At 59.7% G+C, this 15,681-nt stretch carries 18 protein-coding genes; 10 read left to right on the top strand and 8 right to left on the bottom strand.

Annotation, left to right across the window (positions count from 1 at the left end; all coding sequences use genetic code 11):
* Positions 1–59: 59 nt before the first annotated feature.
* The 4 genes from folE to IH404_RS19655 all read right to left on the bottom strand — a co-directional run bounded on the left by folE (position 60) and on the right by IH404_RS19655 (position 2,362).
* Positions 60–605, bottom strand: a complete 546-nt coding sequence (gene folE / locus IH404_RS19670) for a GTP cyclohydrolase I FolE (protein ID WP_005789928.1) — start codon at positions 603–605, stop codon at positions 60–62.
* 76 nt (positions 606–681) lie between these two features.
* Positions 682–1,239, bottom strand: a complete 558-nt coding sequence (locus tag IH404_RS19665) for a Smr/MutS family protein (RefSeq protein WP_005789925.1) — start codon at positions 1,237–1,239, stop codon at positions 682–684.
* Between the two features lie 75 nt (positions 1,240–1,314).
* A complete protein-coding gene (locus IH404_RS19660; RefSeq protein ID WP_005789923.1) occupies positions 1,315–1,635 on the bottom strand; it encodes a hypothetical protein in 321 nt (106 codons plus the stop codon).
* Positions 1,636–1,771: 136 nt separating this feature from the next.
* A complete protein-coding gene (locus IH404_RS19655; RefSeq protein WP_032880134.1) occupies positions 1,772–2,362 on the bottom strand; it encodes a cysteine hydrolase family protein in 591 nt (196 codons plus the stop codon).
* 239 nt (positions 2,363–2,601) lie between these two features.
* Here IH404_RS19655 and prmB point away from each other — a divergent pair, with 239 nt between their 5' ends.
* On the top strand, positions 2,602–3,510 hold the full coding sequence (prmB, locus tag IH404_RS19650; RefSeq protein ID WP_005789919.1) for a 50S ribosomal protein L3 N(5)-glutamine methyltransferase: 909 nt from the start codon (positions 2,602–2,604) through the stop codon (positions 3,508–3,510).
* A gap of 59 nt (positions 3,511–3,569) precedes the next feature.
* On the opposite strand, the gene IH404_RS19645 is transcribed toward prmB, so the two are convergent.
* Positions 3,570–4,373 carry a hypothetical protein gene (locus IH404_RS19645; RefSeq protein WP_005789918.1) on the bottom strand — a complete coding sequence of 268 codons (804 nt, stop codon included), beginning with the start codon at positions 4,371–4,373 and terminating at the stop codon, positions 3,570–3,572.
* Between the two features lie 99 nt (positions 4,374–4,472).
* Entirely contained in the window at positions 4,473–5,435 is a 963-nt protein-coding gene (locus IH404_RS19640) for an alpha/beta fold hydrolase (protein WP_005789916.1), read from the bottom strand.
* A 143-nt stretch (positions 5,436–5,578) separates the two neighbouring features.
* Between IH404_RS19640 and aroC the strand changes: the two genes are divergently transcribed.
* From aroC to IH404_RS19620, 4 genes are all read left to right on the top strand, one after another.
* On the top strand, positions 5,579–6,670 hold the full coding sequence (gene aroC, locus IH404_RS19635; RefSeq protein WP_194438839.1) for a chorismate synthase: 1,092 nt from the start codon (positions 5,579–5,581) through the stop codon (positions 6,668–6,670).
* A 75-nt stretch (positions 6,671–6,745) separates the two neighbouring features.
* Positions 6,746–7,909, top strand: coding sequence for an MFS transporter (locus IH404_RS19630; RefSeq protein WP_194438837.1), 1,164 nt, complete (start codon positions 6,746–6,748; stop codon positions 7,907–7,909).
* A complete protein-coding gene (locus IH404_RS19625; RefSeq protein ID WP_005789910.1) occupies positions 7,906–8,436 on the top strand; it encodes an acireductone dioxygenase in 531 nt (176 codons plus the stop codon). Before IH404_RS19630 ends, IH404_RS19625 begins: the two co-directional genes overlap by 4 nt.
* Before the next feature lie 209 nt (positions 8,437–8,645).
* A complete protein-coding gene (locus IH404_RS19620) occupies positions 8,646–8,915 on the top strand; it encodes a helix-turn-helix transcriptional regulator (protein ID WP_005789909.1) in 270 nt (89 codons plus the stop codon).
* A 58-nt stretch (positions 8,916–8,973) separates the two neighbouring features.
* Here IH404_RS19620 and IH404_RS19615 read toward each other — a convergent pair whose 3' ends face one another.
* Entirely contained in the window at positions 8,974–9,252 is a 279-nt protein-coding gene (locus tag IH404_RS19615) for a DUF3509 domain-containing protein (protein ID WP_003172952.1), read from the bottom strand.
* Positions 9,253–9,657: 405 nt separating this feature from the next.
* Between IH404_RS19615 and IH404_RS19610 the strand changes: the two genes are divergently transcribed.
* From IH404_RS19610 to IH404_RS19590, 5 genes are all read left to right on the top strand, one after another.
* The gene (locus tag IH404_RS19610) at positions 9,658–11,484 is read left to right on the top strand and encodes a long-chain-acyl-CoA synthetase (protein WP_194438835.1); all 1,827 of its coding nucleotides are present in this window, start codon (positions 9,658–9,660) and stop codon (positions 11,482–11,484) included.
* A 106-nt stretch (positions 11,485–11,590) separates the two neighbouring features.
* Complete coding sequence (locus IH404_RS19605) at positions 11,591–12,106, top strand: ankyrin repeat domain-containing protein (protein ID WP_005789906.1); 516 nt, start codon at positions 11,591–11,593, stop codon at positions 12,104–12,106.
* A 40-nt stretch (positions 12,107–12,146) separates the two neighbouring features.
* Positions 12,147–12,677, top strand: a complete 531-nt coding sequence (locus IH404_RS19600) for a hypothetical protein (RefSeq protein WP_005789905.1) — start codon at positions 12,147–12,149, stop codon at positions 12,675–12,677.
* 68 nt (positions 12,678–12,745) lie between these two features.
* Positions 12,746–12,937 (top strand): PLDc N-terminal domain-containing protein, encoded by a 192-nt coding sequence (locus IH404_RS19595; RefSeq protein WP_003172956.1) that lies wholly within the window; start codon positions 12,746–12,748, stop codon positions 12,935–12,937.
* Positions 12,938–13,364: 427 nt separating this feature from the next.
* Positions 13,365–15,452, top strand: a complete 2,088-nt coding sequence (locus tag IH404_RS19590; RefSeq protein ID WP_005789904.1) for an LTA synthase family protein — start codon at positions 13,365–13,367, stop codon at positions 15,450–15,452.
* Positions 15,453–15,508: 56 nt separating this feature from the next.
* On the opposite strand, the gene IH404_RS19585 is transcribed toward IH404_RS19590, so the two are convergent.
* The gene (locus IH404_RS19585; protein ID WP_003192767.1) at positions 15,509–15,661 is read right to left on the bottom strand and encodes a DUF3309 family protein; all 153 of its coding nucleotides are present in this window, start codon (positions 15,659–15,661) and stop codon (positions 15,509–15,511) included.
* Positions 15,662–15,681 lie beyond the last annotated feature (20 nt).

The following is a 15,681-nucleotide window of genomic DNA, read 5'->3' as shown; positions in this document are numbered from 1 at the left end:
TGATTTCTGCAGGCGAAAAAAAACCGGCGATGAACGCCGGTTCTTTCCTACCCAGCCGGTTACTTGATCAGGCTGAGAAATTCGCTGCGAGTGGCCGCGTTATCGCGGAACTCACCGAGCATCACCGAGGTGATCATCGACGAATTCTGTTTTTCCACACCGCGCATCATCATGCACATGTGCTTGGCTTCGATTACCACGGCCACGCCCAGGGCGCCGGTCACTTGCAGCACCGCATCAGCGATCTGGCGGCTGAGGTTTTCCTGGATCTGCAGGCGGCGCGCATACATGTCGACGATTCGTGCAACCTTCGACAGGCCCAGCACTTTGCCGCTTGGAATGTAGGCCACATGGGCCTTGCCGATAAACGGCAGCAGATGGTGTTCGCACAACGAGTACAGCTCGATGTCCTTGACCAGCACCATTTCGCTGTTATCGGAGCTGAACAAGGCACCGTTGGTGACTTCTTCGAGCGTCTGTTCATAACCGCGGCAAAGGTACTGCATCGCCTTGGCGGCACGCTTTGGCGTGTCGAGCAGACCCTCGCGGGAGACGTCCTCGCCGAGTTGGCCGAGAATCTCTGTGTAATTCTGTTCCAGGGACATGAAACTACCTGTGGGATTTTCGCAAAGCGCAAGGTTACGGTGGCGGGCACATCGCTGCAAGCCTGACGATGGCACTTTACTCGTCGCGGCCTTCGAGCATGGTGCGCTTGAGCATCACATACACCGCACCGGCACCGCCGTGGCGGGCCTGGCAGGAAGTAAAGCCGAGCACCTGGGCATGTTGACGCAGCCAGGTGTTAACGTGGCTCTTGATCATTGGCCGCTTGCCATCCAGCCGCACAGCCTTGCCGTGGGTGACGCGCACGCAGCGGATTTCGAATTTAGTCGCTTCGGCGAGGAAGGCCCACAGGGTTTCCCGGGCCTTTTCCACGTTCATGCCGTGCAGGTCGAGGCTGCCTTCGAACGGGACCTGGCCGGCCTTGAGCTTGCGCATCTGGCTTTCCTGCACACCGTCGCGAGCCCACATCAGCTCGTCTTCGGGGCCGACGTCAATCACGAACTGATCCGACAGGCCATCCACGGTAGTGGCATCGCTGCGCACGGTCGCGGCCTGGCGCAGCTTGGCGATCTGTGCCCGGTCGGTCTTGGGTTTGCCGGTGTCGGCGCGGTCGTGCTTGATCGGCTTGACGCCGCGCAGCTCGTTTTTGAACAGGGAAAAATCGTCGTCTTGCATGTCAGCCTCCGCGAAGGGCGGGCAGTTTACCTAAATCGCGGCGGCCAGGGCGCAGCAAACGCTATCCAAGCGCCATCAGTCGTGCTTTTTCATCAGGTGCGAGGCGATATTCAACGACAAAGGCTGACGCATCCGCCGACGGCTGCGGCGCCATAACCATACGCCTAACCACAGCACCAGCAGGCCGATCCCCAACAGGATCGCCGAGCCGCCCGGGCTGGCATTCAACTCGCCCAGTGCCGGCGAATGCCCAAACAAGCCGGCGCCACCAGCGCCGGCCAACAACAAGCCTATGATCGCCAGCAGCGCGGCAATGCCCGCCACCAGGCGCAGACGCCAGTTGCTCGGGCCCTTGGGGCGCAAGCGACGAGCATCAAAACCATCGGATATCTTCATTCCGACCTTTCCTCCAGGGTATCGGCCCTTCGACCGGACAATACACAGGTTGTTCCGGAGGGAGGGGTAAATGCGCCAAATGAAAGGGCTTTGCGGATGAGCGGAGCAATAAACACGCCGCTCAACGCCAGAATGATCAGATCAGATCTTTAGTCAGTGCGAGGGTGGCGAAGTTGTCGGCCATGATCGCCATTTCGGTGTGCTGCACATGTTCGGCGCTCAGGATGCCGCCCTTGTAGGGCAGGTCGCGAGTGGCGCAGGCGTCTTCCACCAGGGTGCAGCGAAAGCCCAGGTTCTTGGCCGCACGCACGGTGGTGCTGACGCTGGAGTGGCTCATGAAGCCGCAGACGATCAGGTCCAGGGAGCCAAGGTCTTGCAAGTGTTTTTCCAGGCCGGTGCCGTGGAAGGCGCTCGGCAGCAGCTTGCCGATGATGGTTTCGTCACCCTCTGGCTCAAGCCCCGGGATGAATTCGCCACGCTCGCCCTGTGGATCAAACAGACCGCCTACGGTGCCCAAGTGGCGCACATGCACAATCGGGCGTCCGGCATTACGCGCGGCGCTGACCAGTTGTTTGATATTAGCGACAGCTGCGTCCATGCCCGAGAGGGCGAGCGGGCCGCTGAGGTATTCCTTCTGGGCGTCGATGATCACGAGGGTCGCATGACTGAGGTTGGCTGCTGCGTAACCGCGACCGCTGAGTTGAAACATCGTCTTTGGAACGGACATTCTGGGGCTCCTGTGAGTGGGGCTTTTGCGACATTGTCCACTGGCTGAGCGCTTCTGTGAATCGCTACTATCGTAAGGTACGCCGTTGCTGGCGTGCAGCCATGTCAAGAGGTGGGCTTGTTTAACACAATGCGGGTCAATTGGATGAAATCCGACGTACGGCGCCAGGGTTTTCGTACATCGTCGGTACAGGTGAAGGCTGTTAGAATTGCCAGTCGTTTTTTCCAGGAGCTTGCCCCGTGATCACTTCCCGCCTGCGCACTTTGCGCGACCATATCCGTTGGGCTGTCAGCCGTTTCCATGGGGAAGACCTGTTTTTTGGCCATGGCACCGACAATGCCTGGGACGAAGCCCGGCAATTGGTGCTCGGCGCCTTGCACCTGCCGTGGGAAATTGCCGACAGCTACCTGGATTGCAACCTCGAAGAAGAGGAAATCTCCCATGTGCAGCGTTTACTGCATCGCCGTATTCACGAGCGTGTGCCCACCGCCTACCTGTTGAAAGAGGCGTGGTTCTGCGGCATGTCGTTTATTGTCGATGAGCGCGTGTTGATCCCGCGTTCACCGATTGGCGAACTGATCGAAAACCGCTTCGAACCCTGGTTGGCGCAGCCGCCGGCGCGCATCCTCGACCTGTGCACCGGCTCCGGTTGCATCGGCATTGCCTGTGCGTACGAGTTCCAGGAGGCCGAAGTGGTACTGGGTGACCTGTCCTTCGAAGCCCTTGAAGTGGCAAACCAGAATATCGAGCGCCACGGCGTCGATGAGCGGGTCTATACCGTGCAGGGCGATGGTTTTGACGGCTTGCCCGGCCAGCGATTCGACCTGATCGTGTCAAACCCACCGTATGTGGATGCCGAAGATTTTGCCGACATGCCGGATGAATACCAGCACGAGCCGGAACTGGGCCTGGCCTGTGGTGACGACGGCCTGAACCTGGTACGCCGGATGCTGGCCGAAGCGGCGGACCATCTGACCGAGAAGGGTTTGCTGATTGTCGAAGTGGGCAACAGCCAGGTGCATGTTGACGCGCTGTATCCGGAAGTCGACTTTGCCTGGCTGGACTTCAAGCGGGGTGGGCATGGGGTGTTCATGCTGACGGCTGAGCAGTGTCGCCAACACCAGGCCGTTTTCGCTGCCCGGATATAACTGCAGAAACTCGGTCAATGTGGGAGCCAGCTCCCACATTTTGATTGCATTTCAATCTATCAGCGGTGCGTGGCAATCCAGATCAACAACCCTGCCTGAAACACCGTAAACGCCACCAGGCACGTGATGGTAAAGCGCAGCCCGCTGTCCTCGCGCTTGAACTTGATGACTTTTTCCTCTTCCTTGCGCAGCTTCACTTCCTGTTCCGCCAGGTTCTGATCGGCCTGTTGCAGCATCTGCGCGGCTTCGAGGATCTCCACGAACTGCACCTTCTCAGTGTTCCAACTGTCCAGCACGTCGCCGACCTTGCCCGGCTGCACATTGCCTTTGAGGTGCTGCACGTCGGCATAGGCCACATCAAATCCCTGGATACGCAGGAAGTGATCACGACGCAGGCGCGTGGCTTCGTTGAGGGCGTCCTTGTTGGCCAGGTCCACGCCGTCGACGCGGTAGTGGGACCACTTCTTCTTCGCCCAGGCGGCGGCCTGAGCGACCAGGAAACGGCCGATCCCCCGGTTGGCCGGTTCGATTTCCAGGCTGTTGCCTGGGCCGAAATGCACGCGATGTTTATCATGGTCCACCCAGATATCCAGGTGGTTCTGCTCGCGGCGTACCCGCTGGCCGGGCAGTTGGATAACCATGCGCAACAGGCTGTGGTGCTTGTCGTGGCGCTCGGCATAGCCGAACTGCACAAAGCGCAACGGCCGTGCGCCAGTGGCACGGTCGGTGGTCAGCGGAGCCAGGCGCAGCATCTTGAAGTGTTCGGCGTGGACGTCCGCCCACGGCAGGGCCGCCGCCTCGACGGCCGCGGTTGCAGTCGAGGTGTCGGCGGTAGATTCGGGTGTTGCTTCGGTGGTTGTCATGCGGCGCGATCCTGTCCAAGCCCAGCAAGCCGACAGTCTTTTTACTGTCGACTCTGGACTTATCGGCCGGTTTGCCCAGGACTGGAGGCAAATTGTCGCTTAACGGGGTTGAAGTCCGTCGATAAACGCGACGATACGCTGGCCCAGTTCCGCAGCCAGGGGCAGTTTCGGGTCATTGTAGGACGCCAGTTGCTGCTTCACGTTGTTGGGCACGATGCGCATCACGTGGTTCATGCCTTCTATGACCGTCAACTGCGCGTCGGGCTTGGCTTTTTTCAACTGCTGGGCATCCGCGATACCGACCTGGATATCGTTGGTGCCTTGGATGATCAACGCCGGCATGTTCAGCCTGGCGAAGGCGGCCGATGGGTCGGCGCGGAACAGGCTGATCAGATAAGGCTGCACGCTTGGTCGGAAGATGCCTTCGAGTGGGCGCGGCACGTCGGCATCCACTTGGCCGGCCTTGAGGTGGTCGAGGATTTCATTGCTGCGCAACAACAGGGCAGGGGGCAAGTGATCGGCCAGTTGCTGGCGAATCACCTGGTCTACCGGGCGCGCGCTGCCCGACAGGGAAATCACCCCGGCCGGCGCCAGTTGCGGCGCGGCGAGGGCAGCTACCAGCGCGCCTTCGCTATGGCCCAGCACTATCAGCGGGCCCATGCGCTTGTCGGCCTTGAGCAGCTTGCCCCAGGCCACCGCATCGGACACATAGGCGTCCAGGGTGAGGTTGCGTTCATCCGGCGTGGCGGCCAGGCTGGCGGCGACCCCGCGCTTGTCGTAGCGCACGCTGGCGATGTTATGCCGGGCGAGCACCCAGGCCAGGCGCTTGAGGCTGTCATTGCGGGCGCCGTCGGCGCTGTTGCCATTGCGGTCGGTGGGGCCGGAGCCGGCGATGATCAGCACCACCGGCACCGGTTGGTCGGACTGCGGCAACAATAATGAGCCAAACAGTTGGCCGCTGCCGGTGTCCAGGCTGATAGGGCGTTGCAGTACCACAGGGGAGGCGGCCTGGACCGCGGCGGTAAACAGGGTGAGGGTGAACAGCAGAACTCGCAGCATCATCGCGCCATCATCAGTGAGGTGCCGGTTGGACCAATGTCTACCGGTAAGGTTTCGAGGATGAACTAGTCGGTTAGCCTGCGTATACTGGCCGCCTTAAGTTATTACGGTTGACTTGATTCAACTGATTTCACGGAGCGCCCTGCATGTCCGGCAATACCTTCGGCAAGCTGTTCACTGTCACCACCGCGGGCGAAAGCCATGGCCCGGCGTTGGTCGCCATTGTCGACGGCTGCCCACCAGGCCTGGAGCTGTCCCTGGAAGACCTGCAGCGTGACCTCGACCGCCGCAAGCCCGGCACCAGCCGCCACACCACCCAGCGCCAGGAGCCGGACGAAGTCGAAATCCTCTCCGGGGTGTTCGAGGGCCGCACCACCGGCTGCGCCATTGGCTTGTTGATTCGCAACACCGACCAGAAGTCCAAGGACTACTCGGCAATCAAGGATGTGTTCCGCCCGTCCCATGCCGACTACACCTACCATCACAAATACGGCGAGCGCGACTACCGTGGCGGTGGCCGCAGCTCGGCGCGGGAAACTGCGATGCGCGTGGCCGCCGGTGCCATCGCCAAGAAATACCTGGCCACCCAGGGCATCGTCATCCGTGGCTACATGAGCCAGTTGGGCCCGATCGAGATCCCGTTCAAGAGCTGGGACAGCGTGCAAGACAACGCCTTCTTCTGTCCCGACCCGGACAAGGTGTCGGAGCTGGAGGCCTATATGGACCAGTTGCGCCGTGACCAGGACTCCGTCGGTGCCAAGATCACCGTGGTGGCCGAAGGCGTCAAGCCGGGCCTGGGCGAGCCGATCTTCGACCGCCTCGACGCCGAACTGGCCCACGCGCTGATGAGCATCAACGCGGTCAAAGGCGTGGAAATCGGTGCAGGTTTTGCCTGTGTTGCCCAGCGCGGCACCGAACATCGCGATGAGCTGACGCCTGAAGGTTTCCTCAGCAACAATGCGGGTGGCATCCTTGGCGGTATTTCCTCCGGCCAACCGATTGTTGCGCACCTGGCGCTCAAGGCGACCTCAAGCATTACCACGCCGGGCCGTTCGATCGATGTACACGGCAACCCGGTGGACGTGATCACCAAGGGCCGTCATGACCCGTGCGTCGGCATCCGCGCCACACCGATTGCCGAAGCCATGATGGCCATCGTGTTGATGGACCACCTGCTGCGCAACCGTGGGCAAAATGCCGATGTGCGCGTGACCACACCGGTACTGGGCCAACTGTGATCGCCGCCGGCAAGCGAGCTTGTTGTTGTGGCGAGCGAGCTTGCTCGCGCTGGGCTGCGAAGCAGCCCCACTAAAATGACTCCACCGCTCCCATACTGGCGCCTCTCCAGCTTCTACCTGTTCTACTTCGCCCTGCTCGGAGCGACCGCGCCGTTCCTGGCGCTGTACTTCGATCACCTGGGCTTTTCCAGCGCGCGTATCGGCGAGCTGGTGGCCATCCCCATGCTGATGCGCTGCGTGGCGCCTAACCTGTGGGGCTGGATCGGCGACTTCACCGGCCGGCGCCTGGCCATCGTGCGATTTGGCGCGGTCTGTACCCTGGCCAGTTTCTGCCTGATCTTCGTCAGCAAGACCTACGCCTGGCTGGCGATGGTCATGGCCCTGCACGCATTCTTCTGGCACGCGGTGCTGCCGCAGTTCGAGGTCATCACCCTGGCCCATCTGCACAAGCAAACCTCGCGCTACAGCCAGATCCGTCTGTGGGGCTCCATCGGCTTTATCCTCACTGTAGTGATCATGGGGCGGCTGTTCGACTGGCTGAGCCTGGATATCTACCCGGTCGTGGTGGTAGTGATCATGGCCGGCATCATCGGCGCCAGCCTGTGGGTGCCCAATGCCCAGCCTGCCAGCCATGGCAATCGCTTGACCGGTGACGGTTTCCTCAAGCAATTGCGCAGTCCCGGGGTGCTGGCGTTCTATGCCTGCGTGGCATTGATGCAAATGAGCCATGGCCCGTATTACACCTTCCTCACCCTGCACCTGGAACACTTGGGCTACAGCCGTGGCGTGATCGGGATGTTGTGGGCCCTGGGGGTGGTGGCGGAGGTCCTGATGTTCCTGGCCATGAGCCGTATCCTGGCGCGTTTTTCGGTGCGCCGGGTGCTGCTGGCCAGCTTTGTGCTGGCGGCGCTGCGCTGGTTGCTGCTGGGCGCCTTTGCCGAATTTTTCTGGGTGTTGCTGTTTGCGCAGCTCATGCACGCAGCCACATTCGGCAGTTTTCACGCGGCGGCGATTGCCTTTGTGCAGCGCAGCTTCGGTGACCGTCAGCAAGGCCAGGGCCAAGCCCTGTACGCTGCCTTGGCCGGTACTGGCGGTGCCCTCGGCGCCCTGTATTCCGGTTATAGCTGGAACCTGCTGGGCCCGACCCTGACGTTCAGTATCGCCAGCGTCGCGGCGCTGGCCGCCGCCATTATCATTGGCCTTAGATTGCAAGAGCCGAACCAAGGAACCGTGCAATGAGTTACGTAGCCGTTTATCACATCGCCACCGCAGATACCCCCAACAAGGTGCTGACCCATTTCGACGACATCCAGTCGACCTTGGCCGAACACGGCATAGGCTTTGAACGCTGGCAGCCCGGCATTATCGAGAAAGGCGCCAGTGAGGCGCAAATGATCGCGGCGTACCGTCCGCAGATCGATGCGCTCGGCTATGCCACGGCGAAGGTGATCAGCGTGATGGGCGACCATCCCCAGAAGCATGAATTGCGTGACCCGTTCCTGGTAGAGCGCACCTGCCGTGAAAATAACGCGTATTTCTTTATCGCCGGCCAAGGCCTGTTCATGCTGCATGTGGGTGATTACGTGTACGGCGTGCGCGCCGAGAAAAATGACCTGTTGGTTATCCCGGCGGGAATGTCGCACTGGCTCGACATCGGCGAGAACCCGCACTTGGTGGCGCTGCGCTTGTTCAACACCGCCGAAGGCGAGGTGCCGACGTTCAGCGCAGATAACATTGCCGCGCGTTTTCCAGGGTTGGACGACTAAGCATAAATATCTAAATATTCAACCCGGGCAAGTTGGAACTTGTTGTGGGAAAACGCCTGAATATTCGTAGGGCGAAGCTGTTTGTTCTGTGTTGTACGCTTTCACTCCGCTGGTTATGTAACTCTCTGTGCGGCGCCAATGTTTATGTCATCTGTCAATAGGAGGAGTCCGAAAGGCGGTGCCGCATCAGCAGATATAAGGAGAGAGCGATGAGCAGCCCAGAGCAGACGTGTCCCCCGATCGATAGCGTGCCGACGGCTATCAGAAAACGCCTGAACTTGTCCGGCAAGCCCCTGACCCCGACGGAGCTGGAAATCCTGCGGTGGGCTTCCGAGGGCAAGACCATCTGGGAGATCAGCCAGATTCGCGGCACCTCCGAAGCGGCAGTGAAGTTTCATCTGCGCAATATCTACGGCAAGCTGGACGTGACCAACCGGGTACAGGCGAAAAACGAAGCCACTCGCCAAGGCTTATGCTGAAGGCACAAAAAAGGGCCGCGACGCTCAACGGCGTCGCGGCCCTTTTTATATCTGTTACTTATGCCGAATGGTAGGTCGGCAGCGCAAAGCGGTTCTGGCTTTGCAGCATGGAAATCTGCGGCAGCTCGCTGGCTTGTTCGGCCAGGTCACGGCGAATGGCACTGATCACCCAGGTCAACTGATCGGCGGTGTGCAATTGCTGGTACGAGATCGAGCGCTTGACCTGTTTGCCTTCGCTGTTGCGCAGGGTCAACAGGATGCCACCGTCAGGACGTGGCTGGGTGGTGACGTCGTAGTTGGAGAATACCGAAGCGAATTTATCTTGGATCAGGCTCATGTCTATCAGCTCCATTGGCTCAAGTTGGCAAGCATGGAGTGATAGGTGCAGTGATTGTGCCAGTATTGGTTAAATAAAAAATCCTTTAAAAATCAGCTGGTTGCAAAATTTTCTAATTTGCGTTTTCGTGCAATTTGCATGAAAGGCCATCGTGCATCCTGCATTTTGCGTTATTTACTCGGCGCCTTTGCGAAGGTGTCCGGCTTGCCTTACAGCTATTGACCACCTTTTTTGCCGGAAAATTCCGCTGCCCGCGGCGGCTGCCCTTTGGGATACAAAACTTTTCAAATCCCGCGTGTACAGCCAAAGAAGGGCTGACGTATTTTCCTGTAACGCATTGGCGAGTGCCTACTAGCTCGTCATGTCCCTGGACTCGACCAAAAATAAGAAAAAGGACGTCCCGCCATGAGCCATCGGCAAAACGACATGATTACCTGGGGCATGATGCTGCGAAAGGTGCCTGCCATCGTTCGGGCGCTCCCGCGTGTGGTTCGCGGTATGCGCGCGGCCAATGTCACCGACCCCAGCCAACCCTGCGGCCTGGGCTGGCATTTCGAGCAAGCGACCTTGCGTAATCCTGACGGTGCCGCGCTGCTTTACGCTGACCAGGTGATCAGCTACCGCGACGCCAATCAGCAGGCCAATCGCATCGCCCATCACCTGCATGACCAAGGCATTCGCAAAGGCGACGTGGTAGCGCTGTTAATTGAAAATCGCCCCGAGTTGCTGCTCAACGTGTTGGCCGTGGCCAAGCTGGGCGGCGTCTGCGCCATGCTCAATACATCGCAAACCCAAGGGACGCTGGTGCACAGCCTGACGCTGGTCGACCCAGTTGCCATTGTGGTGGGGGCGGAGTTGCTGAGCTCCTACGCAGCGGTGCGCGATCAGGTGCAGATTCCGGCCGAGCGCACCTGGTGTGTGGCGGATCAACCCGATGGCGCAGTTCCCGAGGGCTACATCGACCTGATGGCGGCCAGTGCCGGGCACCCGGTGGACAACCTTGCGATCTGCGCGCAGATTTCCTACAACGATCCCTGCTTCTATATCTACACCTCCGGCACCACCGGCTTGCCCAAGGCCGGCATCATGAAGCATGGGCGTTGGACCAAAACCGCTGTGAGCTTCGGCAGGATTGCCCTGGACATGGCACCGCACGACGTTCTCTATTGCACCTTGCCGCTGTACCACGGCACCGGTTTGTGTGTGTGCTGGGGCTCGGCCATTATCGGCGCGTCCGGCTTCGCCATTCGGCGCAAGTTCAGCGCCAGCCAGTTCTGGGAGGATGCGCGCAAGTTCAACGCGACCACCCTCGGCTATGTCGGTGAGTTATGCCGCTATTTGCTCGACCAGCCCCCCAGCGAACAGGATCGCGATAACCGCGTGACCAAGATGGTCGGCAATGGCCTGCGCCCCGGTGTGTGGGCGCAGTTCAAACAGCGCTATGAGGTGGAGCATATTTGCGAACTGTATGCGGCCAGTGACGGCAATATCGGTTTTACCAACGTGCTGAATTTTGACAACACCATCGGCTTTTGCCTGCAGCATTGGGCGTTGGTGGATTACGTCCCTGACACAGGTGAACCGTTGCGCGGCAGTGATGGGTTCATGCACAAGGTCTCAACGGGCGGGCAGGGCTTGTTGCTGGCGAAGATCGATGAAAAGTCACCGTTCGATGGCTACACCGACCCGCAAAAAAATCGCAAGGTGGTGATCAGCGACGTGTTCGAGAAGGGCGACCGGTATTTCAATACTGGTGACCTGGTGCGTAGCATCGGCTTTGGTCATGCGCAATTTGTCGATCGCCTGGGCGACACCTACCGGTGGAAGGGTGAAAACGTCTCGACCACCGAAGTGGAAAACGTGCTGCTGCAACACCCGCAAATCGCCGAAGTGGTGGCTTATGGCGTCGAGATCGCGAACACCAATGGCCGTGCTGGCATGGTCGCCATCACCCCGAGTGAGTCTCTGGCTGCCCTGGACATGCGCGAACTGCTGCAATTTGCCCACGGCCAGTTGCCGCACTATGCGGTGCCGCTGTTCCTGCGGATCAAGGTAAAAATGGAAACCACCGGCACCTTCAAGTACCAGAAAATGAAACTCAAAGAGGAAGCATTCGACCCCGCCAAGGCCGGCAATGACCCGGTGTACGCCTGGCTGCCAGGTTCGCAGAGCTACGTGCCGGTTACCGGGCAATTATTGGCGCAGATCCAGGGCGGGCACTTTCGTTATTGATTCTGGCTATGGCGGCTTTTGACAAAAAAGCCATGACAGGGGGGAACTCCATCGCGACACTGGGCGCCTTATTCAGTTACACAAGCCGCCTCAGCAAGGAGCCCCCATGTCAGACCAGCCTAAACAAATGACCGAAGACGAAGCCGCCGAATTTGCCGAGCAGGTCTTCGACGTGGCCCGCCGCGGCGATGCAGCCATGCTTGCTGCGTTATTGGCCAAGGGCTTGCCAGCCAACTTTCGTAATCACAATGGCGACACCTTATTGATGCTCGCGGCCTACCACGGCCACCCCGAGGCGGTAAAAGTACTGCTGGAATTCAAGGCCGACCCCTTGATCGCCAATGACAAGAACCAGTTGCCGATTGCCGGCGCGGCGTTCAAAGGCAACCTGCCTGTGGTTCAGGCCCTGATCGAAGGCGGCACGCCGGTTGAGGCGGCCTCATCGGATGGGCGTACGGCGTTGATGATGGCGGCGATGTTCAACCGCGTTGAAATGGTCGAATACCTGCTAGGTCAAGGCGCCAATCCCAAGGCTACCGACGCTCAAGGTGCCACGGCACTGGCTGCGGCACAGACCATGGGCGCGGTGGATACGGCGGCGCAGTTGCAGAAACTGGTGTAGGCTACGCGCCCTCGAAAACCCGCTCGCTACAGGATCGCCCATGAAAACCGCCCTCGTCGAACTCATCAGCAAAATCAGCGCCGGCGTCATGGCTGAGGACGAGGTGGCACGTATTGCCGACGAAGCGGCGCAAGCCTACGCAGACCCGGCCGCTTTCCTGGCGGCAAACCCGGATATCAACTACGACGACAGCTTCCCGATACCGCTGGGGGAGTGGGTGGTGGTCGGCAGCCTGCCCGACACGGTGTTGTTTCAGGCTGATACCTACGGCGACCTGTTCGCGCAGATCGTCGCCTCGTTTGGTCCGGGCGTGGCGTTCAATCTCAAGCCCAAGCAATTGACCAAGACTGAAGACCTGACCGCGTTGAACCGCATCCAGATTCAGATGAGCGCCCTGAGCCCGGAAGACGGCGGTTATGTGCTGATGAACTTCAGTCAGTTGCTCGATGATGAGATCCAGGCCGTATTGGTGTTCGGCAACGACCTGCCGCGCGTGCTGCAACTGTGCGCTGAAGTCGGCATCAAGGCTGAACCGTCGCTTGAGGCATTGAAGATCGCCGTGCACGTCTGAAATTAAAACGGAACCCCCGCCAAGGCTGACTATCCTACAAGTGCATGCCCTCACTTAGGAGCGACACCATGGGTTCCACTTTCAACGGCCTGATTGGCCTGATCATCCTCGCGCTGGATATCTGGGCGATCATCAACGTGTTCAAAAGCGGCGCAAGCACGGGCGCCAAAGTGCTGTGGATCCTGTTGATCCTGCTGTTGCCGGTACTGGGTCTGATTATCTGGGCTATCGCCGGGCCACGCGGTAACGTGCGGATCTAAGCGCCTCACTCCTCCTGGAGTCGGCGCAGTCAATGTGGGAGGTGCGGTGCGACGATTCGACTTGCTCCCGATAGCGGTGGATCAGTGACAAATAAGCTCACTGACACACCGCTATCGGGAGCAAGTCGAATCGTCGCACCGCCCCTCCCACATTTGTTCGAAAAATTTGTGTATCGAAATATTCGCTGTACAGAATTTTCACATTCCATCCAAGACAATTCGCCGGCTTTATTCGCCTGCCAGGGCTCTATCCCTGGGGCCTTTAAAGACACGGCAAGGTTGTACGTTCAGTAATTAATAGCCTTGCCGGCCTTGATCGGGCACCATTTGTGCCACCGCGTAAACCGCTTACCCCAGCCAGCCTGGGCGAGGGCGGACGCCACTGCATTATTTCGCCACTTAAACTTCCAATGGGTCCTAAAACGACATGGCAAACCCGGACGCCCTGAATCAGCAGCGAGCTTCAAATCGCCTGCTGCAACCGACCGTCAAATCCCATCTGGCGTACACGCTGCTCTGCGCACTGGTCATGATGGTGATGTTCTCCCTGCTGCGCCTGGCGTTGCTGGTCTACAACCGCGAGATGATCCTGGACACGCCGGCCTCGACGTTCCTGGAAGCGTTCGCCAATGGCCTGCGCCTGGATATCCGCCTGGTGATGTACCTGCTGATCCCGTTGCTGCTGGCGTTGTTCAGTGTACGGGCCATGGCGGCACGGGGTTTCTTCCGTTTATGGCTGACCGTCGTGTCCAGCATCGCCTTGTTCCTGGGCCTGATGGAAATGGACTTCTACCGTGAATTCCACCAGCGCCTCAACGGCCTGGTCTTCCAGTATGTGAAGGAAGACCCGAAAACCGTGATGAGCATGCTCTGGTACGGTTTCCCGGTGGTGCGCTACCTGCTGGCCTGGGCCGTGGGCACGCTGATCCTGAGCATGGCCTTCAAGGGCGCCGACCGTGCAACGCGCCCGCGTGGCCCGTTCAGCGGCGGTACGATCAGCACGCGCCAGGTGGCTCCATGGTACAGCCGCATCGCTGTATTCGTGGTTTGCCTGCTGGTCGCCGTGGTCGCCATTCGCGGCACCCTGCGTCAGGGCCCGCCATTGCGTTGGGGGGATGTCTACACCACCGATTCGAACTTCGCCAACCAGTTGGGCCTCAATGGCACCCTGTCGCTGATCGCGGCGGCCAAGGCGCGGTTCGGTGAAGACCGTGCCAACATCTGGAAAGCCACCCTCGAACAACCGCTGGCCACCCAGACCGTGCGCGACATGCTGGTGTTGCCGAGCGAAAAACTGGTGGATACCGACACCGCTGCCGTGCGCCGTGATTTCACGCCGCCGGCCGAGAAGACCCTGCCGATCAAGAACGTCGTAGTGATCCTGATGGAAAGCTTTGCCGGTCACTCGGTGGGCGCATTGGGCCGTCCGGGCAATATCACGCCGTACTTCGACAAGCTGACCAAGGAAGGCTTGCTGTTCGACCGCTTCTTCTCCAACGGTACCCACACCCACCAGGGTATGTTCGCCACCATGGCCTGCTTCCCGAACCTGCCGGGCTTCGAGTACCTGATGCAGACCCCGGAAGGCAGCCACAAGTTGTCGGGCCTGCCGCAGTTGCTCAGTGCGCGTGATTTCGACGATGTGTATGTCTACAACGGCGATTTCGCCTGGGACAACCAGTCGGGCTTCTTCAGCAACCAGGGCATGACCAACTTCATCGGCCGCAATGACTTTGTCGACCCGGTGTTCTCCGACCCGACATGGGGCGTGTCCGACCAGGACATGTTCAACCGTGGCCTGGAGGAGCTCAAAGCCCGTGAAGGCGGCAAGCCGTTCTACGCATTGCTGCAAACCTTGTCCAACCACACCCCGTACGCGTTGCCGACGCCATTGCCGGTTGAAAAAGTCACCGACCGTGGCAGCCTCAACGAGCATTTGACGGCCATGCGCTACTCTGACTGGGCCCTGGGCCAGTTCTTTGAAAAGGCCCGCAAGGAGCCGTACTTCAAGGAAACGCTGTTCGTGATCGTGGGCGACCACGGTTTCGGCAACGAGCAACAGATCACCGAAATGGACCTGGGCCGCTTCAACGTGCCGATGCTGATGATCGCACCTGGCATGCAGGAAAAGTTCGGCGTACGTGACCACACCGTGGGCACCCAGATCGACATCGTGCCGACCATCATGGGCCGCCTGGGTGGCGACACGTTGCACCAGTGCTGGGGGCGTGACCTGTTGAACCTGCCGGAAGGCGACAAGGGCTTCGGTGTGATCAAGCCATCGGGCAGCGACCAGACCGTGGCCTTGCTTACCGCTGACCGCGTACTGGTATTGCCCAAGGAAATGCCACCCAAGTTGTGGGAATACACCCTTGGCGCCGAACCGACTGGCAAGGTGATCCCTGAGTCGCCGGACGAAGCTGCGCTCAAGCAGAAACTTGAGTCGTTCCTGCAGACCGCTACCAAGAGCCTGCTGGATAACACCGCAGGTGTTGTAGATGGTAAGCCGGACTAACTGACCGGCAATAAAAAAAGAGGCCTCGATCGAGGCCTCTTTTTTTGTCCCGGCTTTTATATCTTGCCGAGCAACAACAGCACCAGCAGGACGACCAGCACCACACCCAGGATACCCGACGGTCCATAACCCCAGTTACGCGAGTGCGGGAACACTGGCAGGCCGCCGACCAACAGAAGGATCAGGATAATGATTAGAATGAGGCTCATGGTTTTATTCCTTATAGGTT

Source organism: Pseudomonas sp. OST1909 (genome assembly GCF_015277575.1).
GTDB lineage: Bacteria > Pseudomonadota > Gammaproteobacteria > Pseudomonadales > Pseudomonadaceae > Aquipseudomonas > Aquipseudomonas synxantha_A.
The sequence above is the reverse complement of the archived record's forward strand: the minus strand, read 5'-3'. Positions and strand labels throughout refer to the sequence as shown.